The following is a 21467-nucleotide window of genomic DNA, read 5'->3' on the forward strand; positions in this document are numbered from 1 at the left end:
CAATGCTTATGAGCCGATGGTTGTTCCCCGGGGCCTGTTCGCTCTGAGCGATCGCGCCGGTACGGCGCCGTTCGGCCGGTCACGGGACGGGGCAGAGGGCGGGGCGGGGCCCGGCGCGCGGGGCGGGGGGCCGGGCGGGGCGCGGGGCGGGAGAGCCGAGCCGGAGGGGTCAGTCCTTGCGCCCCGTGGCCGCGACGGTGACTCCGAGTCCGATCATGGTGAGCCCGCCGATTCCGCCGACCATGGAAAGCCGCCGGGGTGAGCGCGCGAACCAGTCCCGGGCGGTGGCCGCGACCAGCCCCCACACCAGGTCGGACACCACGGCGATGACGGTGAAGACCAGGCCCAGCAGGAGCATCTGCGCGACGACATGGCCCTGGGCGCGGTCGACGAACTGCGGCAGCACGGCGGCGAAGAACACGATGGTCTTGGGGTTGGTCACGCCGACCGCGAACCCCTCCCAGAACGTCCGCAGACCCCCCTGGGCGGCCCCCACCCCGTCGACCGCCGCCTGAAGCGAGCCCCGCTCACGCCACGCCTTGACGCCGAGGAAGACCAGGTACGCGGCGCCCGCCAGCTTGAGCACCGTGAAGACGAGAACCGAGCGTTCCACCACCGCCCCGACCCCGACGGCCACGGCCACGATCAGCACGTAGGCGCCGGCCGTGTTGCCGGCCACCGTGGTCAGCGCGGCACGGCGACCCTGCGCCAGCGCCCGCCCGATCACGAACAGCACGCTGGGCCCGGGAACCACGATCAGCAGGAACGACATGGCCGCGAAGGCGAGGAGACGGTCAGCAGACACCATGAAGCTCATGCAAGCACGGGGAGACACCGCCCTTCCAGCCTCCGGGGGACGAACCGGTCCCGGCCGTCCGGCCGAAGGGCGCGGGGGCGGCACGTAGGCTCGTGGGCATGGATGCGCTGCTGCCGTTTCTGATCGCGACCGGCACACTCGCGGCCGTGCTGGGCGTCTTCACGTCGCCGGCCGCGCAGGTACGGCGAAGGGGGCTCGCCGGCGGGGCGATGAGCGGCGCCCCGGCCTCGTACACCTCGCACGAGGAGGCGTTCCGCATCGCGTCCCACGAGTCGTACCTCGGCCGGTGGATCGGGCGGCTGCGGCGGGGGCGCTGACCGGTGCCGCGTCCACAACCGTCCACGACGGGCTTCCGGGTGGCCGCCATGCGGCCCGACCACGCCGACGAGGTGCTGGGCATCTACCGGTCCGGGATCGAGGAGGGGAACGCGACCTTCGAGACCGCCGCCCCCACCTGGGAACGGTTCGACGCCGGCAAGCTGCCCGCGCACCGGTTCGTCGCCCTGGACGGTGCCGACCGGGTGCTCGGGTGGGCCGCCGTGGCCGCGGTCTCCGCCCGGGGCGCCTACGCGGGGGTGGTCGAGCACTCCCTGTACGTCCATCCGGAGGCCCGGGGGCGGGGCGTCGGGCGGGCGCTGCTCGACGCGCTGGTCGCCTCGGCCGACGCGGCCGGGATCTGGACCGTGCAGTCCGGGATCTTCCCCGAGAACACCGCCAGCCTCGCACTGCACCGGAAGGCGGGGTTCCGGGTCATCGGGACCCGGGAGCGCATCGGGTGCCACCACGGCCGGTGGCGCGACGTCGTCCTCATCGAACGCCGCAGCCCCGTCGTGGAGTGAGCTCCGGTGAAGTGGACTCCGGTGGTCGCGGGGTGGGTTCCGCCGGTCGTGGAGTGGACTCCGGCGGAGTGGGCGTCTCCCGGGTCGCGGCCCTGGCTGCCGCCCGGCGGGCGTCCCGGGCGCGGCGGGCCCGGCGGACCGGGCGCCAGCAGGCGATGCCGATGAGCAGGGCGATGGGGTGGCCCCAGTTGGTGAGCGGGTCGCCGAAGTCGAGCAGGTCGTCGAGGAGCGTCAGCCCGACCCAGGCCAGCAGCACCACACGCGGGACCGGCGGCATCGCCCCGGCCAGCGCGCCCACGCACGCCAGCAGGCCGAAGCTGATGCCGTAGTCCATGCGGTGCAGGGAGGACTCCGGGAGGTGGCCGGCCAGGACGGAGAAGGCGACCGGCACCTCCGTGGCCAGCGTCGCCCCGACATGGCCCGCCAGGAAGACCCCGGCCGTGCGCCAGCCGCCGATCCGGCGTTCCAGCGCGGTCAGGGTGAGGAGAAAACCGATGGCGTACGCGGACTCCAGGCCGCCCGCGAGCCACATCCCACTGGCGATCAGCACCAGCAGCGGGTCGGCGGCGAGGTGCGCGACATCCGTGCTGGAGGCGTGGAGCAGGGCGGAGACGGTGGCGTGGTCCGCGTGCTGGGCGTAGTAGGTCGTGGAGAGCAGGAGCAGGCAGTAGACGAAGGTGAACGGCGTGGTGACCGGGTCCGGCAGCACCCGCGCCGTACGGAGGAGAAGGGTGCGGACGGTACGGGCGGTGCGGGCGTACGTGGCGGTACGGGCGTACGTGGCGGTACCGCCCTGCGACGGCGGAGGCGGAGGAGGAGGCGGCGGGGTGGGCAGCGAGGGCACGGTGCCGCGCGGGGCCGGGATCCGGTCCAGCCGCCCGTCCGGGCCGGCCGTACCGGCACGGGCCGCCTCCGCGCCGTACGCCTCGGAGCGCGCCCCCTCCGCACCGTACGTCCCGGCTGTCCCCCGCGTCTCGGCGGTCGGCACACCACGTCGCTTCACCGGGCCAGGCTCCTTCTCCACGGGCGGTCGCGTCTATGACCTGGCCCACAACAGGCAACCCTGATGGGGTTTTTCGCGTCCGGGGCCGGTCCGGTGGGCGAGCCTATGCGCCCGGGGATACGGATGCCGTGAACCGGAGCTGTGCGCCGGAGCCGTGCGCCGAGCCGTACGCCGGAGCCGTGGATCCGTGAACCGGTTGCGTCGCGCCCGGCGATAGAGGGGTGTGAGACTGTTCCGCCCCGTGGGGGCAGACCGCGACGACGCCGCGCTGCTGCGCGCCGTGGCCCAGGGCGGCGCGGCGGGCGCCGAGGCGCTGGCCGAACTGTACGACCGGCACGCCGGATGGCTGCACGCCCGGCTGACCCGGCGGTGCGCCGATCCGGAGACGGTGCGCGAGGTCCTCCAGGACACGTTCCTGACCGTCTGGCGCTCGGCCGCGACCCACCGGGGCGGCGAGGCGGGCGGCTGGCTCTGGGTGATCGCAGCGCGGCGGCTGGTGGACGCGGTACGGGCGCGCTCCCGGGCCGAGCGCGCCGAACGCGCCCCCTACGAGCGGCCCGAGGCCTACGCAGCGCCGGAGACCGCGCCCTCCGCCGAGGAACGGGTGCTGGCCGGGCTGGAGTACGGCGACGTCGGCGCCGCCCTCGACCGGATCTCGCCCGAACTCCGCGATGTGCTGCGCGCGACGGTCGTGGACGGGCTCACCACCCGTGAGGCGGCGGGGCTCCTCGGTATACCGGAGGGCACCGTCAAGACCCGGGCGAGGCGGGCGCGCAAGGAGCTGCGCGCCGCGCTGGAGCGGGTCGCTCCGCTGGGAGGCACGGCGTGGTGAGGAGGCTCGGGATGAGGAAGTTCGGCCTGCGGAGGGACGGCGTGCGGGAGCGGCGGGGGCGGGCCGCCGGGGCGGCGGCCGGGGCGTGGCATGTGGACGAGGCGTCGGCGGCCCGGTACGCGACGGGCACGGCCCGCGAGCCGGACGCCTGGTCGCTGGAGCGCCATGTCGAGACGTGCGGCGCGTGCGCCGCCCGGGTGTCCGCGGCGGTACAGGGGTCCGCCGCGGGCACCGCACTCTCCGGGGTACGGAGCGAACTGCTGGCCGCGATCGCACCACGGGCCGAGAGCGTCCCCGTACCCGGACCCGTCCCAGTCCCCGTACCCGGACCCGCCCTCGCTCCCCTTCCCCTTCCCCTTACCGTTCCCGTTCCCGTTCCCCTTCTCCCGCCCGTCACCGGCCCGGGGCGCTTCGCCCGGGTGCTGTGGGCGGCTGGGCCCGCGCTGCGCGGGCCCTGGCTGGTGGCGCTGGTGCTGGTCGCGGCGGGGGCGGTGGGTCTGGCGTACGCCACCGGCTCGGCCGGGGTACGCCCACTGCTGCTCGCGCTGGCGCCGCTGCTGCCGCCCGCCGGGGTCGCGGTGTCGTACGGGCGTCACACGGACCCGATGTACGAGATCACCGCCTCGACCCCGGGCGGCGGGGCGCGGCTGCTGCTGACCAGGACCGCCGCTGTCCTGGCGGTGAGTCTGCCGCTGCTGACGCTGGCGGGGGCCATGGCGGGGGCGGTGCTCCCGGCCGGCGCCCCCGGCCTCCCCGGCGCCCCGGGCCCGGCGGCCTGGCTGCTGCCGGGGCTCGCGCTGACGCTGGCGGCGCTGGCGCTCGGCTCGTACGTGGGGTGCCGTACGGGGGCGGCGGTGGTCGGCGCGGCCTGGGCGCTCCCGCTCGCCGCGCCTCTCCTGCGTCTGCGTCCCGCCTCCGCCGCCGTCCCCGCCGCCGAAGCCCTCGCCGCGCTGTCGGAGCAGGTGGCGCTGGTCCTCTCCGGGGCGGTGGCCCAGGGCCTGTGGGGCGCGGGGGCCGCGGTGTGCGCGGCGGTGCTGGTGACGCGGCGGCGCGCCTTCGACCGGCCGTCGTCCCTCGCCTTCCCCTCGGGGGGCCTCGGATGAACCACAGCGGAGCGAACGAGAACGAGAACGAGACGGAGAACCCGGCGACGATGGCGACGGCGATGAAGGCGATGACGGCGACAGTGACGGTGGACGCGTTGACGGTCGCGTACCGCAAGAAGGTGGCCCTGGACGGCGTCGCGCTCGCCTTCGGCGGCGGCGTGCACGGTCTGCTCGGCCCGAACGGCGCGGGCAAGACCTCCCTGATACGGGTGCTGGCCACGGTCGCCGCCCCGGCCGGGGGCCGGGTGACGGCGCTCGGCCACGACCTCACGGCCCACCGGGGCCGCACGGAGGTACGGCGCCGGCTCGGCTACTTGCCGCAGGAGTTCGGCTACTACCCCGGGTTCACGGTGCGGGAGTTCGTCACGTACGTGGCGTGGCTCAAGGAGATGGACCCGGCGCGCGTACCGGAGGCGGTGGCGCGCGCGGCCGGCCGCGTCGGGCTGGCGGACCGGATCGACGCGAAGGTGAAGACGCTGTCGGGCGGCATGGTGCGGCGCGTCGGAATCGCCCAGGCGATCGTCAACGACCCGGAACTGCTGCTGCTCGACGAGCCAACGGCGGGGCTCGATCTCGAACAGCGCGTCGAGTTCCGCGCGCTCCTGCGCGAACTGGGCACACGGGCCACGGTGATCGTCTCGACCCACCTCGTGGAGGACGTCGCTGCGGCCTGCACGGAGGTGACCCTCCTGGAGGCGGGCCGGGTGGCGTTCCGGGGCACGACAGAGGAGTTGACCGCCCTGGGTGCGTACGGCGCGGGGGGCGCCGGAGGCGCCGCAGGCATCGGGAGCGCGGGGGTCGTGGGAGGCGCCACGGGCGCGGGCAGCGCCACGGGCGCGGGCGGGACCGAAGGCGCGAGAGGCGCGGGAGGCGCCACGCGCACGGACGGCGCCGCGCGCACGGACGGCGCCACGCGCATGGACGGCGCCGCGCGTGCGGGCTGTTCGGCGGAGGCTGCCGGCGGGGCCGGGGAGACCCCCGTCGAGCGGGGTTACCTCGCCGCCCTGCGGGCCCACCGGGCCGCTGCCGCCGCAGGGACGGCCGCCGGCACCGGCACCGGCACCGGCACCCCTTCCGGAACCGCCGCCTCCTCCGGAACCGCCGCCGCCACCGCCGCTCGCTCGCCGGAAGGGTCCCGATGACCGGCACCGCCCCTGCGGGCCCCGCGCGCCCCTCCCCCGCCGGATCCGGGCCCGCCGGCACCGCCCCCGTACCGTCCCGGCGCCGCTCCCCGGGGGTGGTGGGGGCCGAACTGCGCCGGGGAATCGGGCCCTGGGCCGGGCTCGTCGTGCTCGGGCTCTGCTGGTTCGTGCTCCTCCCCCGGCTGTCCCAGTGGCAGGGGCACTGGCCGCAGACGGGCAATCTGCTGCGGCCCGCCGGGGTGCTCTTCGGCGGGCCGGTCGCCGTCGCCCTCGGGTGCCGGCAGGGCGGGCGGGAGCGGCGGGCCCGTACCGAGGAGCTGCTGGCCTCGCTCCCCCGGGGCCCGCTGCGCCGGGCGCTGCTCGCGGTGGCGCCCGCCGCGTTCTGGCCGGCCGCCGGGTATCTGGTCGCCGTCGCGGGGTGCGCCCTGGTCACCTGGCCGTACGCGAGCACGGGCGGGCCCTTCCTCTCGCTGATCGGGGCGGACGCCGTGGCGCTGGCCTCGCTCGGGGTGCTCGGATTCGTGGGCGGGCGGCTGGCCGGGACGCGGTTCGCGGCGCCGGTGCTCGCCGCCGTCGCCTACGCGGTGCTCGCGCTCCCGCTCTATCTGGGCCACGAGTCCTTTCCGCTCGGTCCCGCCGCCCAGCACTGGTACGCCTGGGACCGGCCGGTCTGGTGGTACGGGCCCGCGTCCATGCTGTGGACCGCCGGGCTCGCCGGGGCGGCGCTGCTCGCCCTCGCCGCCCGGCGCCGTACCCTCGCGCTGCTCCCGCTCGTGGCCGCGTGCGCCGCCGCCGTGGTACTCGTACGGACCGGGGAGGGCGTGTGGCGCCCCGATCCGGCGGCGGCCCGGCTGGTCTGCGACGACGGGACGCCGCAGGTCTGTCTCACCGCCGTCGACCGGAAGCTGCTGCCCTCCGTGTCGGCCGCGCTGACCGGCGTCAACGCCAGGCTGCGCGGTGTCCCGGGCGCACCGGTCCGCTGGGCCGACGGGCCCTCGGCTCGCGGCCGGGACGTCCGTACGGGGCGCGAGGGGGCCTGGGAGGCGCAGCTCCCCCAGCCCTTTCAGCTCTCCGAGCGCGGCCGGGTCTCCGACCCCGCGTACTTCGCCAACTGGGCCGCGAGCAACCTCCTCTCACAGGACTGCCCCGACGCGAGCGGCAAGCCCTACAGCGAGGCCGCCCGGCGGGCCGACGCCGTGACCGACGCGGTCGTACGGTGGCTCGCGCCGCCCACGGTGGATCTGCTCGGGCCGCCGGACGAGGCCGCGGGCCATCTGCGGCGGCTCCACGCCATGGACCCGGGCGAGAGCCGCGCGTACCTCGCCCGCTTCCTCGCCGCCGACTCCTGCCGGCCGGCCGAGGTGCCCGTGCCCTGACGCCCTGGCGGCGGCCCCCGGAATCCGATTGGCCCGGCGCGGCCCGCCCGGGTCAGGATGGTCCGGGTCAGGATGGTCCGGTCCGTACCGTCGACAGTCCGTCGACAGCCCGCCCACCGCCCATCCACCGCCCGTCGACCGCCCGGCCGCCGCACCAGGAGACCCCATGTCCGCCCCCGGCCCCTTTCCCGCCTTCCCCGCCTTCCCCGTCCCGGAGTCCGGGCCCGTCACGCTCGACCGGCGCGAGGGTCCTTACGGCGAGGTCGTGCTGCGGCGGCGCGGGGAGCACCTGGAGATCATCGCCAACGGGTGCTTCCTGATGGACACCTCGGACGGGCGGTCGGAGCGGCTGCTCGTCGATGCCGCCCTCGGCACCCTCGGCACCCTCGCCGAAGGCGGGAGAACCGCCCTCGCCGACCCCGCCGCCCCCTCCGCCACCACCGCCCCCACCGGCCCCTCCGTGCTCATCGGCGGCCTCGGTGTCGGCTTCTCGCTCGCGCACGCCGCAGCCGAGCCGCGCTGGGGCGCCATCGCCGTCGTCGAGCGCGAGCAGGCCGTCATCGACTGGCACCGCGACGGGCCCCTTACGCGCATTTCGGGCGATGCGCTCGCGGATCCGCGCGTTGTGATCCATCACACCGATCTTGTGAAGTACGTACGAACGGCCACGGAGCGTTACGACGCCCTCTGCCTGGACATCGACAACGGGCCCGAGTGGACCGTCACCGACGACAACGAGAACCTCTACTCCCCGGCCGGACTCGCCGCCTGCCACGAGCGGTTGACCCCGGGCGGCGTGCTCGCCGTATGGTCGGCGAACCCCTCTCCGAGATTCGGTGAAGCGTTGCGGAATGCCGGGTTCGAAGGGGTAAGGGAGGAAGAGGTGCGGGTTGCCCGAGGCGTACCGGACGTGGTCCATCTCGCTGTTCGCACTGCGTAGCCGGAACCCTCCCGCTGCCTCTACGCTGCCTTCCACACACGGATGTGCATACTTCATGCAGATCGCGGATCAGAACGCGGATCAAGGATCGCGGAACGCGTACCAGGGGCGGGGCGATGGAGCAGACACACACCAGCCACAACGGGGTCGCGGCGACGCCAGGTGCCCAGCGCCGGGTTCTCGTCGTCGAGGACGACGCGACGATCGTGGACGCCATCGCCGCCCGGCTGCGGGCCGAGGGCTTTCTCGTCCAGACGGCGGTGGACGGGCCCGCGGCGGTGGACGCGGCCGAGGCATGGCAGCCGGACCTGATGGTGCTCGACATCATGCTGCCCGGTTTCGACGGGCTGGAGGTCTGCCGCCGGGTCCAGGCGCAGCGCCCGGTGCCGGTGCTGATGCTGACGGCGCGGGACGACGAGACCGACATGCTGGTCGGGCTCGGGGTCGGCGCCGACGACTACATGACCAAGCCGTTCTCCATGCGGGAACTGGCGGCCCGGGTCCATGTGCTGCTGCGCCGGGTGGAGCGGGCGGCGCTCGCCGCGGTGACGCCGCGCAGCGGCATACTGCGCCTGGGCGAGCTGGAGATCGACCACGCGCAGCGCCGGGTGCGGGTGCGCGGTGAGGACGTCCATCTGACGCCCACCGAGTTCGACCTGCTGGTCTGTCTGGCGAACACGCCGCGCGCGGTGCTCTCCCGCGAGCAGCTTCTCGCCGAGGTGTGGGACTGGGCGGACGCCTCGGGCACCCGTACGGTCGACAGCCACATCAAGGCGCTGCGCCGGAAGATCGGCGCCGAGCGGATCCGTACCGTCCACGGGGTCGGCTACGCGCTGGAGACGCCGGCCGCATGACGGGGGATCCTGGCCGTACGACAGGACACGTCCGGCGACCGGGCGGTACGACGGGACGCGTCCGGCGACCGGACGAGGGGCCGGACCAGGGACCGGGCCAGAGACCGGGCCAGAGACCGGGCCAGGGGGTCCGGTGAGCGGACCGGGGGGCCCGGGGAAGCGCGGGGGCGACCGGCGCGGAAAGCAGCGGTGGCGGTTCGGGGTGACCGACCGGTCCCGGCCGCTCTTCTCGATCAAGTCCAAGCTGGTCACCCTGGTCGTCGTCTCCGTCCTGATCACCACCGGGCTGCTGATCGTCGCCTCGCGCACCGAGACCGAGCTGCGCTTCATCACGGTCTTCTCGATGATCGCGACGCTGCTGATCACCCAGTTCGTGGCGCACGGGCTGACCGCGCCGCTGGACGAGATGAACACCGTCGCGCGGGGCATCTCGCACGGCGACTACACCCGCCGGGTGCGCGCGGACCGCCGGGACGAGCTGGGCGATCTCGCCGCCACGATCAACCGGATGGCGGACGACCTGGAGGCCGAGGACCGGCACCGCAAGGAGCTGATCGCCAATGTCTCGCACGAGCTGCGCACCCCCATAGCGGCGCTGCGCGCGGTGCTGGAGAACGTGGTGGACGGGGTCTCCGCCTCCGATCCGGAGACGATGCTGACGGCGCTGCGGCAGACCGAGCGGCTCGGCCGGCTCACCGAGACGCTGCTCGATCTCTCGCGCCTCGACAACGGGGTGGTCCCGCTGCGCGCGCGCCGCTTCGAGGTGTGGCCGTATCTGTCGGGTGTGCTCAAGGAGGCCAATCTCGCCTCCTCCCAGCGGGTCCAGACGGTCACGGCCGGCTCGGGCCACCACACCAGGACCGATGTCCATCTCCATCTCGACGTCTGCCCGGCGGAGCTGACCGCGCACGCGGACGCGGAGCGGCTGCACCAGGTGGTGGCCAATCTGATCGACAACGCGGTCAAGCACTCCCCGCCGCACGGCCGGGTCACGGTACGGGCCCGGCGCGGCGAGGGGCCCGAGTCGCTCGACCTGGAGGTGCAGGACGAGGGGCCCGGCATCCCCGAGCAGGAGCGCCACAAGGTCTTCGAGCGCTTCAACCGGGGCACGGTGTCTTCCCCGCACGGCCCGGGCAGCGACGGCGGTACGGGGCTGGGGCTGGCCATCGCGCGCTGGGCGGTGGATCTGCACGGCGGACGGATCGGGGTGGCCGAATCGGCGCGCGGCTGCCTGATCCGCGTCACTCTTCCGGGGGTACCTCGGGCTCGCGCTTGACGTAGGGTTCGAGAGAAAGCGCGAAGAGAAAGCGCTTGAGTCTCTCCGGGTACGGAGTCGGGGACGGGCGGGCAGCGGCCATGGAGCGGGCGGGGCAAGGGGTGACCGGTAAATGAGGGATACGGTCATCCGCCACCGGCACCACGGAACCGGGTTTGTTTCCCGCCATTTCATACGCCGAAACCCATTGTCTGATGTGACGTGCACGACGATGGCGTGCCCGGCCTGCACCTCAGGGCCTGGTAGGCGTAGCCTTGATTCCCGCTGTCCATCACCTTGTGAAGCGGAAGAGGGCGGTTCACGCCGTGTCGTCTCAGTCCCCCAGTAACACGAGCATCTCGACCGACGGAGCGGGCCAGGGCGTCAACCCTGCCGCCGCCTTCGGAGCCAATGAGTGGCTCGTAGACGAGATCTACCAGCAGTACCTCCAGGACCCGAATTCGGTCGACCGTGCCTGGTGGGACTTCTTCGCCGATTACAAGCCAGGCACGCCCGGCACGGCGGGCAGGTCCGAAGAGGCCACGACCGCGACTGCGGCGGCGGGGGCCGCGGTACCGGCCGCCCCGGCCGCTCCGGCGCGGACCGCCGCACCGGCCGCCGCACCGCCCGCCCCCGCCGCACCGCAGGCCCCGGCCGCGCCCGCGGCCCCCGTCGCGAAGCCCGCCGCCGCTCCGGCCGCCCCGGCCCCGGCGAAGCCCGCCGCGCAGGCCCCGGCCGCCGCTCCGGCGAAGGCCCCCGCGAAGGCCGCGCCCGCCACCGAGGCGCCCGCCGGGCCCGAGTACGTGACGCTGCGCGGCCCGTCCGCCGCCGTCGCGAAGAACATGAACGCCTCGCTGGAGCTGCCCACGGCGACCTCCGTGCGCGCCGTCCCGGTGAAGCTGCTCTTCGACAACCGCATCGTCATCAACAACCACCTGAAGCGCGCCCGGGGCGGGAAGATCTCCTTCACCCACCTCATCGGGTACGCGATGGTGCAGGCGATCAAGGCCATGCCGTCGATGAACTACTCGTACGCCGAGCGCGACGGGAAGCCGACGCTGGTCAAGCCGGAGCACGTCAACTTCGGTCTCGCCATCGACCTGGTCAAGCCCAACGGCGACCGCCAGCTCGTCGTCGCGGGCATCAAGAAGGCCGAGACGCTCAACTTCTTCGAGTTCTGGCAGGCGTACGAGGACATCGTCCGCCGCGCCCGCAACAACAAGCTGACGATGGACGACTTCACCGGCGTCACCGTCTCGCTGACCAACCCGGGCGGCCTCGGCACCGTCCACTCCGTGCCGCGTCTGATGCCCGGTCAGTCCGTCATCATGGGCGTCGGCTCGATGGACTACCCGGCCGAGTTCCAGGGCACCTCCCAGGACACCCTGAACAAGCTGGGCATCTCCAAGGTCATGACGCTGACCTCGACCTACGACCACCGGGTCATCCAGGGCGCCGCCTCCGGCGAGTTCCTCCGGATCGTCAGCCAGCTCCTCCTCGGCGAGAACGACTTCTACGACGAGATCTTCCAGGCGCTGCGCATCCCGTACGAGCCGGTCCGCTGGCTCAAGGACATCGACGCCTCGCACGACGAGGACGTCACCAAGCCCGCCCGGGTCTTCGAGCTGATCCACTCCTACCGGGTGCGCGGCCATGTCATGGCCGACACGGACCCGCTCGACTACCTCCAGCGCAAGCACCCCGACCTCGACATCACCGAGCACGGGCTGACGCTCTGGGACCTGGAGCGCGAGTTCGCCGTCGGCGGCTTCGCGGGCAAGTCCATGATGAAGCTCCGCGACATCCTCGGCGTGCTGCGCGACTCGTACTGCCGCACCACCGGCATCGAGTTCATGCACATCCAGGACCCGAAGCAGCGCAAGTGGCTCCAGGACCGCATCGAGCGCGGCGCGCACGCCAAGCCGGAGCGCGAGGAGCAGCTCCGCATCCTCCGCAGGCTCAACGCGGCCGAGGCGTTCGAAACGTTCCTCCAGACCAAGTACGTCGGCCAGAAGCGGTTCTCGCTGGAGGGCGGCGAGTCCGTCATCCCGCTGCTCGACGCGATCATCGACTCGGCCGCCGAGTCCCGCCTCGACGAGGTCGTCATCGGCATGGCCCACCGGGGCCGGCTCAACGTCCTCGCCAACATCGTCGGCAAGTCGTACGCGCAGATCTTCCGCGAGTTCGAGGGCAACCTCGACCCGAAGTCGATGCACGGCTCCGGCGACGTCAAGTACCACCTGGGCGCCGAGGGCACCTTCACCGGTCTGGACGGCGAGCAGATCAAGGTCTCGCTCGCCGCGAACCCCTCCCACCTGGAGGCGGTCGACCCGATCCTGGAAGGCATCGTCCGCGCCAAGCAGGACATCATCAACAAGGCGGGCACGGACTTCACGGTCCTGCCGCTCGCGCTCCACGGCGACGCGGCCTTCGCGGGCCAGGGCGTCGTCGCCGAGACGCTCAACATGTCGCAGCTCCGCGGCTACCGCACCGGCGGCACCGTCCACGTCGTCATCAACAACCAGGTCGGCTTCACCGCCGCCCCGGAGTCCTCGCGCTCCTCGATGTACGCGACGGACGTGGCCCGCATGATCGAGGCGCCGATCATCCATGTGAACGGGGACGACCCGGAGGCCGTGGTCCGGGTCGGGCGGCTCGCCTTCGAGTTCCGCCAGACGTTCAACAAGGACGTCGTCATCGACCTCATCTGCTACCGCCGCCGGGGCCACAACGAGGGCGACAACCCGCAGTTCACCAACCCGCAGATGGTCCGCCTGATCGACAAGAAGCGCTCGGTGCGCAAGCTCTACACCGAGTCGCTGATCGGCCGGGGCGACATCACCATGGAAGAGGCGGAGCAGGCTCTCCAGGACTTCCAGGGCCAGTTGGAGAAGGTCTTCGCCGAGGTCCGCGAGGCCACCTCGCACGCGGGCCCGGTCCAGGTCCCCGACGCGCAGGCCGAGTTCCCGGTCGCCGTCGACACGGCGGTCTCCCAAGAGGTCGTCAAGCGGATCGCCGAGTCGCAGGTGAACATCCCCGACACGGTCACCGTCCACCCCCGCCTGATGCCGCAGATGCAGCGCCGCGCGGCCTCGGTGGAGGACGGCACGATCGACTGGGGCATGGGCGAGACCCTGGCCATCGGCTCGCTGCTGATGGAGGGCACCCCGGTCCGGCTCGCCGGCCAGGACAGCCGGCGCGGCACCTTCGGCCAGCGCCACGCGGTCCTCGTCGACCAGGGCACCGGCGAGGACTACACGCCGCTCCAGTACCTCACCGCCGAGCAGGCCCGCTACAACGTCTACGACTCGCTGCTCAGCGAGTACGCGGCGATGGGCTTCGAGTACGGCTACTCGCTGGCCCGGCCGGACGCGCTGGTCATGTGGGAGGCGCAGTTCGGTGACTTCGTCAACGGCGCGCAGACCGTCGTGGACGAGTTCATCTCGTCGGCCGAGCAGAAGTGGGGCCAGACCTCCGGCGTCACGCTGCTGCTGCCGCACGGCTACGAGGGCCAGGGCCCGGACCACTCGTCCGCCCGCCCGGAGCGCGTCCTCCAGCTCTGCGCGCAGAACAACATGACGATCGCCATGCCGACGCTCCCGTCGAACTACTTCCACCTGCTGCGCTGGCAGGTCCACAACCCGCACCACAAGCCGCTCGTCGTCTTCACCCCGAAGTCGATGCTGCGGCTGAAGGCGGCGGCGTCCTCGGTGGAGGAGTTCACCAGCGGCGGCTTCCGCCCGGTCATCGGCGACTCCACGGTCGACCCGGACGCGGTCCGCAAGGTCGTCTTCTGCACCGGCAAGGTCTACTACGACCTCGACGCCGAGCGGCAGAAGCGCGGTGTCACGGACACCGCGATCCTCCGTCTGGAGCGGCTCTACCCGCTGCCGGGCGCGGAGCTCCAGGCCGAGATCGCCACGTTCCCGAACGCCGAGAAGTACCTGTGGGCGCAGGAGGAGCCGGCGAACCAGGGTGCCTGGCCGTTCATCGCGCTCAACCTGATCGACCACCTGGACCTGGCGGTCGGCGCCGACATCCCGGGTGCCGAGCGGCTGCGGCGCATCTCGCGCCCGCACTCCTCGTCCCCGGCGGTCGGCTCGGCCAAGCGCCACCAGGCGGAGCAGCAGCAGCTCGTGAACGAGGTCTTCGACGCCTGACCCGTACACCCCCGCCGTACCCCCTGAGGGCCCGGCCCGCGGTCACCGACCGCGGGCCGGGCCCTCAGGCGTTGCCGGAGAGCACTCCCCGAGCCCGGACCATGGATTTCGGTACTGAGGCCCATTATTATCCCGAGGGCCTGGCCGGCCCTGGACGGGGCCGCTCCGGCACGGCGCCCACCAGGCGTTCGTCACAGGCAGTAACCATGGAAGGCACAGCGCATGGGCAAGCTGGACGGCAAGGTCGCGATCATCACCGGGGCCGCGCAGGGGATGGGCGAGTCGCACGCCCGCAGGTTCGTGGCCGAGGGTGCCAGGGTGGCGCTCACCGACCTCAACGAGGAGCGGGGCGAGCGGATCGCCGCTGAGCTCGGCGGGAACGCGCTCTTCCTCCGCCACGACGTCACATCGTCCGCCGACTGGGGCCGGGTGCTCCAGGAGACCGAGGACGCCTTCGGCCCGGTCACGGTCCTGGTCAACAACGCGGGCATCCTCGGCCCGGTGACCCCGACCGCCGAACTCGGGGAGGAGGAGTACCTCCGGGTCTGCGCGGTCAACCAGCACGCGCAGTACTTCGGCATGAAGACCGTCATCCCCTCCATGCGGCGGGCCGGCGGCGGTTCGATCGTCAACGTCTCCTCGATCGCGGGACTCGTCGCGAACGTCGGGGCGCCGAACCTCGCCTACGTCGGCAGCAAATTCGCCTCCCGGGGCATGACCAAGCTGGTCGCGGTGGAGTACGGCCCCGACAACATCCGCGCCAACTCGGTGCACCCCGGCTACATCAAGACCCCCATGATGGTGGAGGCGACCGACGAGAACGGCGGCGGAATCGCCGATGCGGTCCCGCTGCGCCGGATGTCCGAGGCGGACGAGGTCTCCAGCCTCGTGCTCTTCCTCGCCTCCGACGACTCCTCGTACATCACCGGCACCGAGCAGGTCGTCGACGGGGGCCTGACCGCCCAGTGAGGCACCCGGGCCCTCCGCCGTGACACCGGGCCGGGCCGGGTCAGGTCAGGTCAGGGACGGCTCGAAGTCCCAGTAGGGGCGGTTACGGGAGCGGGCCGCGACCGTGTGGACATGCTGGGAGCCCAGGGTGGCGACCAGGTCGTCCAGCGCCTCCTGTTCGGCCTTCTCGGCGCGCCGGGTCTCCCGCAGGGCGCGCAGGTCGGCGGCGTACGCGATCCGCGCGGAGAGCGTCAGCGGGTGGGTACGGCCGAGGGCGTCGGCGGCCCGGCCCATCGTCATCCGGCTCAGCTCCGCGGCGCCCTCGGCGTCGCCGGTGATGTCGCGGAGCGCGGAGGCGTTGACGGCGCACCCCAGGGTCCACGGGTGGTCGGCGCCGACGGCCCGCTCCATGTCGGTGAGGGCGGACTCGGTGAGATAGCGGGCGTGGTCGCGCTCGCCGACGTTGCGCAGGATGAGCGCGTGGTTGGAGCGGGCGCCCGCGACATACGGGTGGCCCTCGCCCAGGGTGGCCAGATATCCGGCGACGACCTGGTCGCTTATGCCCTTGGCGTGGTCGATGTCGCCGTGCTGGCGGGCGAAGCAGCTCTGGCCCGCCGCGGCCATCATGGTCAGCGGGTTGGCCTCGCCGAGCACCCGCTCGCACCCTTCGAGCACCTGGGTGAAGAGCGCCTGGGCGCGGCCCCGTTCGCCCGCCCGGTAGTGGCAGAACGCCAGATTGAGATCGGCGCTCAGGGTCTTCGGGTTGTCCCGGCCGAGGACGGCGCGGTGGATCCGGGAGCTCTGCGCCTGGAGCGAGCCCGCCTCGGCGTACCGGCCGAGCAGGCGCAGGTCGGTCGCGTAGTTGATCTCCGAGGAGAGCGTCAGGTTGTGGCGGGCGCCGAGCAGGTGTCTGCGGGACTCCAGGGTGCGCCGGTTCAGTTCCAGGGACTCCCCGTACCGGCCGAGCAGCCGGAGCGAGACGGCGAGGTTGTTCTGGGCGCTGAGGGTTCTGGAGTCCTGCTCGCCGAGGAGGCCGGTGAAGGCGGTGAGGACGTCCCGGGAGAGCTGGTGCGCCTCCTCGTACCGGCCGAGGCCGCGCAGGTCGGCGGCGAGTCCGCCGGCCGCCCGCAGATGCTCCAGGTCCTGTTCGCCGCGCTCCTCGCGGAGGTGCTCGACGGCGGCGCGGTCGATGGCCTCCGTACCGGCGTAGTCCCCGGCGGCGCGGAGCAGGTTGGCGTAGTGGTGGCTGACGTCCCAGACCCTCGGGTGGGTCTCGCCCAGGAGCCGCTTCCAGGAGCGCAGGGCGCGGCGGCCGAGCTTGGTGCCCGCCGTGTACTCGCCGGAGAGGTACAGGTAGTTGAGGCAGTCGAGGACGAGGGTGTGGACCCCGGGGTCGGTGCTGGTGAGGACGTCGGCCCACTTGAGGTGCGGGGCGATCTCCGCGTACCGGGGCCAGAGCCGGGTGTCGTGCGGCCGGCCGGGGTCCGCCTGGACCAGGGCCCGGCGGACGACCTCCCGGAACTCCTCGTGGTCGCCCGGGGGCATGTCCTGGTGGACGATCTGGTGGACCATGCGGTGCATGTAGAGCGCGTCGCCCGCGGCGCCCGCGAGCCCGGGGTCGCCGAGCGTCTCGTGGCTCTCGCGCTCGCCCCCCGCGGCGGCCCGGACGACCGCGTACTGGCGGAGCTTGTTGATGGCGCGGGCCCAGCGCACCGGGTCGTCGACGAGGCCGCGCAGCTTCTCGGGGAGGGTGTCGGCGGGGAGTTCGCGCACCAGCCGTACGGGGATGGCGCCCGGTGCGAAGAAGGTGCAGAGGCGGAGCAGGTCGACCGATTCGGGGACGGTCTCGCGGAGCTTGTTGAGCAGTATCGACCAGCCGGTCTGGAAGGCGACCGGGAAGTCGCTGGCGACCCGGACGACGCTGGTGTCGACGCCGGAGGTGAGGAGTTCGATGTACTCCTCGACGGACATGTCGGAGTCGTTGAGCCATCCCGCCGTCTGGTCGAGGAGGAGCGGCAGGTCCTCCAGGGCCTCCGCGAGCCGGCCCGCCTCCGCGTAGCCGAGGCGCGGGGCGCGGCGGCGGATGAACGCCACCGACTCGATCCGGTCGTAGACCGGGACCTCCAGCAGGGTGCTGTTGTGCTGGCGCCACTCCGGGTTGCGGGCGGTGATCAGCACATGGCCGGGTCCGGTGGGGACGAGGTCCCAGATGTTCTCGGGTTCGTCGGCGCCGTCCAGGACGAGGAGCCAGCGGCCGTACGGTTCGCCCCGGCGCAGGGCCTCCCGGGCGGCGCGCAGCCGCTCGCCGTACTCGACGCCGGTGGGCAGGCCGAGCGCGGTGGCGAGTTCGGCGAGGCGCTGGCGGCAGGTGACGCGCTGGTCGGCGGAGACCCACCAGACCACGTCGTACTCGACGCCGAAGCGGTGCGCGTACTCGGCGGCGAGCTGGGTCTTGCCGACCCCGGACATGCCGTGGAGGGTGACGACGCCGGCGCCCCTGGCGGCGGACTGGAGGATGTGGTGGGCGGTGTCGAGGAGCGGCTCGCGGCCGGTGAAGCGGGTGTTGCGGCGGGGCACGCCGCCCCAGATGTCGGGCGAGTCGCCGGGGTAGCGGGCGCCGCGCAGGGGCCCTTCCTCGTCGCGGTCGCCGGCCGGTTCCGTGGGGAGGTCGAGCTGGGCGAGGAGGCGGCGTTCGGCCTCGGACTCGCCGACGGAGTCGAGGTTGACGGCGCCGAAGACGGAGCTGGCGATGGGGAGGGACTCCGCGTCGCTGGTGACGGAGACGCCGACGAAGCGGTCCCGTTCGGCGGCGACGACCTCGCGGAGGGCGGCGTTCCACTCCTCGTGCTCGCGGGGGCCGAGGGCGAAGTACCACTGGCTGAGGACGACCAGGACGGGGCCGGGGGCGAGGAGCAGATCGCGCAGGCACTGGGCGAGCGTCATCTCGTCCGGCGGGTCCCACCGCTGGTAGGAGACGGTCTGTCCGCGCCGTTCGAGGCATTCCCCGATCCAGGCCGCCCAGGGGCGGTTGTACCCGGCGAAGCTGATCGTGACGACCTGTCGGCCCACGGGCTCAACTGACGTGTGTGTACCGGGCATTCGACCGTCTCCCTGCATCGTCATACGCCCTTTTAACATACCCGCGCACCGTGTGGGCCGACCCTGGGCGCGCGCCGTTTCACGTCGCGTTCCGCTGGAGCCAGATGGAGCGGGCGGTCCGCACGTAGGAGACGGCCCGCGCCCGGTGGCCGGGGGGCGGGGGGTGGTCGGCGAGCCGGTGGTAGACGGCGATCATCTCGTTGACGAGGACGCGCCCCTCCCGGGTGAGCGCCCCGGATCCGGCGAGCACCGGGAGCACGGCGCCGACCTGTTCGGCGGCGCGCGCGTGTTCGGTCCACGCCCGGTCCCGTACGGCGAGCCGGTCCGAGGTGAGGGCGACGCGCTGCCAGTGGCGGGCGAGGGCGAGATGCGAGTACGCGCCCTGGAGGAGCCCGTCGAAGGGGCGCGGGTCGGGGCGCCAGGGGGCGAAGTGGCGGGGTGTGGCGTCCTCGTGGTGGAGGCGGGTGAGGGCGGCGAGCGCGGCGAGTTTGGTGTGCTGGAGTTCGTGGACCAGGGTCGCGGCGAAGGCGGTGGGGGTGGCGGGGTGGCTGGTGAGGACCGCGCCGAAGGCCTCGCGGCGGGTGCCGCTGCACTGGGCGGATCCCGCGCCGGGGGCCGATCCGGCGGGCGGCGCGAGCGGGACGAGGCAGCGCAGCAGGGCGGCGGCCTCCCCGGCCCGGTGCGCCCCGCCGGTCTCCAGCACCGCGGCGACCCCGTCCCAGGAGCGGGCCCACTCCGTACGGTGGCGGGGGTCGAGCCGGAGCACGGCGGAGAGCCCGAGCCGGGGTGCGGCGGGTCCCGCGCCCCGGTACGGGTCGATGTCGTCCAGGGGCACGGGGGTGCCGCCGGGCGCCGGCGCGGGCAGGGTGACCACGGGCCGCCAGCGCGCGTCGTGGCCCGCGCCGCCCCCTTCCTCCCCCAGGGCGACGGTGACGGGCGGGTCGTCCCGCACCCGGAGCGTCAGCACCTCCCCGGCGAGGGCGACCTCGACCGGCACGGGCTCCTCGCGCCCGGTGCGCAGGGCGCCCAGCGTGGGGAGGACCAGGGTGCCCCGGCGGGCGGTGAGCCGGACGGTGAAGTCCTCCCCGGCCCGGATCGCGGCGGCGGCGGCGAGCGCGCTGAAGTGGCCCAGGCCGGCGGCGAGTTCCGGCGCGCCGGCGGCCCCGCCCCCGATCAGCGCCCCCAGCGTCTGCTGGGCCCAGGGCCCGACGAGCGGATAGAGCAGCACGCTCCGTACGGCCGTACGGTCGCGCCGCTCGGCGGCCTCCAGCAGCCCCCAGTCGTCCCGGAGCCGGGCCGGGGCGGCGGGCGGGGAGAGCGCGGCGGGGGCGGCGGTCGCCGTGTCGAAGAGCGCCCGCAGCAGCGCGAGGCGCCGGGTGTGCTGGTCCCGTACGAGCAGCTCCAGCGCCCCGGGGCCGCCTTCGGTGCGCCCGAGTTCGCGCAGCGCGTCCTCGGGGAGGGCGGCGCTCACCGGGAGTTCCCGCGCACGGGGGCGGGGTTCACGGCGGGGGCCGGTGCGGGCGCGGGGGCCGGTGCGGGCGCGGGGGCCGGTGCGGTCGCGGGGTTCGCGGGGGCCGGTGCCAGGGCGGGGGCCGCCGCCTCCGCCAGCCTGGCCGCGATATGACGGATCAGCCGGGCCAGGTCCGCACAGTAGACGGAGCGTTCGGTGAAGCCGTGGCCCGCGCGGTAGCGGTGGGCGTAGTGGCCGCCGCCGCAGACCGTGAGGAGGGGGCAGGCGCGGCAGGCGGGGGCGAGCGCGGCGGCCCCGGCGTGCCGGGCGGAGATGCCGGGGTGGCGCAGGGCCTCGTCGAAGGAGTGGTGGTGCACGTCGAGCCCGGTCGCGGCGGCCGTGTCGTACGCGGACTTGAGCGAGTCGACCTGCTCGATCGCCCCGTCCGTCTCCACGACCACCGCGTTGACCGGGTCGAGGCCCAGCGACTCGGTGGCGCCCGGCAGCCCCAGCAGCAGCGCCAGGCACTCCTCGAAGAGCCGGACCCGGGTCTCCCTGCGCCCCGCCCGCCACCAGCGGTCGAAGACGGCGGTCAGCCAGTCGCCGTACGGGGTGGGGCGGCCGGGGTCGGCGAGTCCGGCGGCGGGGAGGCCGGGCGGCGGGGCGCTCCAGTTGCCGTGCGGCAGGAGGAGGTCGATCCTCGGCGGGGCCAGGGCGAGCAGCGACTCGTAGAGTTCGACGGGGTCGGTGCCGAGGTCGACGACGGTGAGGATGCCCGCGTACGCCTCCGGGTGGCGCGCGGCGAGCAGCCGGGCCCCGCGCGCGGCGGCGGCGAAGGAGGGCCGGCCCGCGTGGTCGACCCGGCGCGCGTTGTGCGCGGGGAGCCCGCCGTCGAGGCTGATGCCGACCCGTACCCCGTGCCGGGTCAGGGTGGCGGCGGCGCGGTCGGTGAGCAGGGTCGCGTTGGTCTGGACGGTGGCGTGCACCGTACGGCCGGGGCCCACCCGGTCGCGTACGGCGTCGGCGAAGGCGCCCAGCCGGTCCGCGCCGACGAGCAGCGGCTCCCCGCCGTGCAGGACGAGGGAGAGCGCGCGCAGCCCGTGGGCTCCGGCGTGTTCGGCGATCCGGTCGGCGGTGCGCGCCAGGGTCCCGGGGGAGGCGGCGGCGGGGCGGGTGCGCCAGGTGTGGTCGGGGCCCGCGTAGAGGTAGCAGTAGCGGCAGGCGAGGTTGCAGCGGCCGTGGACCTTCACGATGAACTGCGCGAAGGGGACGGGCCCGGGTAAGGGGCCGGTTACGGGCGCGGGCCCGGCTCCGCCCCGTATCCCGCTCGCGGACACCCCGTACCCCCTGCCGTACGCCGTCGCCGGGCGGCCCCGTACCGGCCCGGCCGCCCCGCCCTCGTCGCTCCTGTCCGGGAACGGGCGGTTCACAGCATGCTGGTGAAGCCCCAGAGCATTTCGCGGGGCCCCGCTGCCCGGTCGCGGAGGTCGTCCATCACCTCCGTGAGCACCGGATGGTCGAGGGTGCGCAGGGCCGCGAGGTCCAGGCCCAGCAGGTCGGGCAGGTCACCGGCGCCCCCGGGCGGCAGGTCCGCCCCGGTCCCCGTGGCGTGCGCGGCGTCGCTCATCACGTCTCCCCTTCAGGTC

General features: G+C 73.9%; 16 protein-coding genes and 1 pseudogene. 11 read left to right on the plus strand and 6 right to left on the minus strand.

Annotated features, from left to right (window positions below):
* Window positions 1–169: 169 nt before the first annotated feature.
* The gene (locus tag AB0O07_RS14450) at window positions 170–808 is read right to left on the minus strand and encodes a LysE family translocator (RefSeq protein WP_365631919.1); all 639 of its coding nucleotides are present in this window, start codon (window positions 806–808) and stop codon (window positions 170–172) included.
* 107 nt (window positions 809–915) lie between these two features.
* Here AB0O07_RS14450 and AB0O07_RS14455 point away from each other — a divergent pair, with 107 nt between their 5' ends.
* Window positions 916–1134: a hypothetical protein gene (locus tag AB0O07_RS14455; protein ID WP_365631920.1), complete on the plus strand. Its 219-nt coding sequence runs from the start codon at window positions 916–918 to the stop codon at window positions 1132–1134.
* A 48-nt stretch (window positions 1135–1182) separates the two neighbouring features.
* On the plus strand, window positions 1183–1656 hold the full coding sequence (locus AB0O07_RS14460) for an N-acetyltransferase family protein (protein WP_365631923.1): 474 nt from the start codon (window positions 1183–1185) through the stop codon (window positions 1654–1656).
* Here AB0O07_RS14460 and AB0O07_RS14465 read toward each other — a convergent pair.
* Window positions 1625–2659: a rhomboid-like protein gene (locus AB0O07_RS14465; RefSeq protein WP_365631926.1), complete on the minus strand. Its 1035-nt coding sequence runs from the start codon at window positions 2657–2659 to the stop codon at window positions 1625–1627. The genes AB0O07_RS14460 and AB0O07_RS14465 overlap by 32 nt on opposite strands.
* 223 nt (window positions 2660–2882) lie before the next feature.
* Here AB0O07_RS14465 and AB0O07_RS14470 point away from each other — a divergent pair, with 223 nt between their 5' ends.
* The 9 genes and pseudogenes from AB0O07_RS14470 (at window position 2883) to AB0O07_RS14510 (ending at window position 15293) form a co-directional block, all read left to right on the plus strand.
* Window positions 2883–3491 carry an RNA polymerase sigma factor gene (locus tag AB0O07_RS14470; protein ID WP_365631929.1) on the plus strand — a complete coding sequence of 203 codons (609 nt, stop codon included), beginning with the start codon at window positions 2883–2885 and terminating at the stop codon, window positions 3489–3491.
* 11 nt (window positions 3492–3502) lie between these two features.
* Complete coding sequence (locus AB0O07_RS14475) at window positions 3503–4594, plus strand: zf-HC2 domain-containing protein (protein WP_365631932.1); 1092 nt, start codon at window positions 3503–3505, stop codon at window positions 4592–4594.
* A gap of 71 nt (window positions 4595–4665) precedes the next feature.
* Window positions 4666–5343, plus strand: a pseudogene (locus AB0O07_RS14480) (ABC transporter ATP-binding protein); the annotation flags it as partial.
* Between the two features lie 392 nt (window positions 5344–5735).
* Entirely contained in the window at window positions 5736–7115 is a 1380-nt protein-coding gene (locus tag AB0O07_RS14485; RefSeq protein ID WP_365631935.1) for a hypothetical protein, read from the plus strand.
* A 166-nt stretch (window positions 7116–7281) separates the two neighbouring features.
* Window positions 7282–8055 (plus strand): spermidine synthase, encoded by a 774-nt coding sequence (locus AB0O07_RS14490; protein WP_365631938.1) that lies wholly within the window; start codon window positions 7282–7284, stop codon window positions 8053–8055.
* 116 nt (window positions 8056–8171) lie between these two features.
* Window positions 8172–8909 (plus strand): response regulator transcription factor, encoded by a 738-nt coding sequence (locus tag AB0O07_RS14495; protein WP_365631941.1) that lies wholly within the window; start codon window positions 8172–8174, stop codon window positions 8907–8909.
* Window positions 8910–9111: 202 nt separating this feature from the next.
* Entirely contained in the window at window positions 9112–10185 is a 1074-nt protein-coding gene (locus AB0O07_RS14500; RefSeq protein ID WP_365633012.1) for an ATP-binding protein, read from the plus strand.
* 305 nt (window positions 10186–10490) lie between these two features.
* Window positions 10491–14324 (plus strand): multifunctional oxoglutarate decarboxylase/oxoglutarate dehydrogenase thiamine pyrophosphate-binding subunit/dihydrolipoyllysine-residue succinyltransferase subunit, encoded by a 3834-nt coding sequence (locus AB0O07_RS14505; RefSeq protein WP_365631944.1) that lies wholly within the window; start codon window positions 10491–10493, stop codon window positions 14322–14324.
* A gap of 222 nt (window positions 14325–14546) precedes the next feature.
* The gene (locus tag AB0O07_RS14510) at window positions 14547–15293 is read left to right on the plus strand and encodes a glucose 1-dehydrogenase (RefSeq protein ID WP_365631947.1); all 747 of its coding nucleotides are present in this window, start codon (window positions 14547–14549) and stop codon (window positions 15291–15293) included.
* Window positions 15294–15338: 45 nt separating this feature from the next.
* Here AB0O07_RS14510 and fxsT read toward each other — a convergent pair whose 3' ends face one another.
* From fxsT to fxsA, 4 genes are all read right to left on the minus strand, one after another.
* Window positions 15339–18371 carry an FxSxx-COOH system tetratricopeptide repeat protein gene (gene fxsT / locus AB0O07_RS14515; RefSeq protein ID WP_365631950.1) on the minus strand — a complete coding sequence of 1011 codons (3033 nt, stop codon included), beginning with the start codon at window positions 18369–18371 and terminating at the stop codon, window positions 15339–15341.
* A gap of 79 nt (window positions 18372–18450) precedes the next feature.
* Complete coding sequence (locus tag AB0O07_RS14520) at window positions 18451–19842, minus strand: HEXXH motif-containing putative peptide modification protein (protein ID WP_365631953.1); 1392 nt, start codon at window positions 19840–19842, stop codon at window positions 18451–18453.
* Window positions 19839–21143: an FxsB family cyclophane-forming radical SAM/SPASM peptide maturase gene (locus tag AB0O07_RS14525; RefSeq protein WP_365633015.1), complete on the minus strand. Its 1305-nt coding sequence runs from the start codon at window positions 21141–21143 to the stop codon at window positions 19839–19841. The genes AB0O07_RS14520 and AB0O07_RS14525 overlap by 4 nt, the downstream gene beginning before the upstream one ends.
* Window positions 21144–21247: 104 nt before the next feature.
* Entirely contained in the window at window positions 21248–21448 is a 201-nt protein-coding gene (gene fxsA, locus AB0O07_RS14530; RefSeq protein WP_365631956.1) for an FxSxx-COOH cyclophane-containing RiPP peptide, read from the minus strand.
* Window positions 21449–21467: the final 19 nt, after the last annotated feature.

The organism is Streptomyces sp. NPDC093085, assembly GCF_040683935.1.
In the GTDB taxonomy this organism is placed as follows: domain Bacteria; phylum Actinomycetota; class Actinomycetes; order Streptomycetales; family Streptomycetaceae; genus Streptomyces.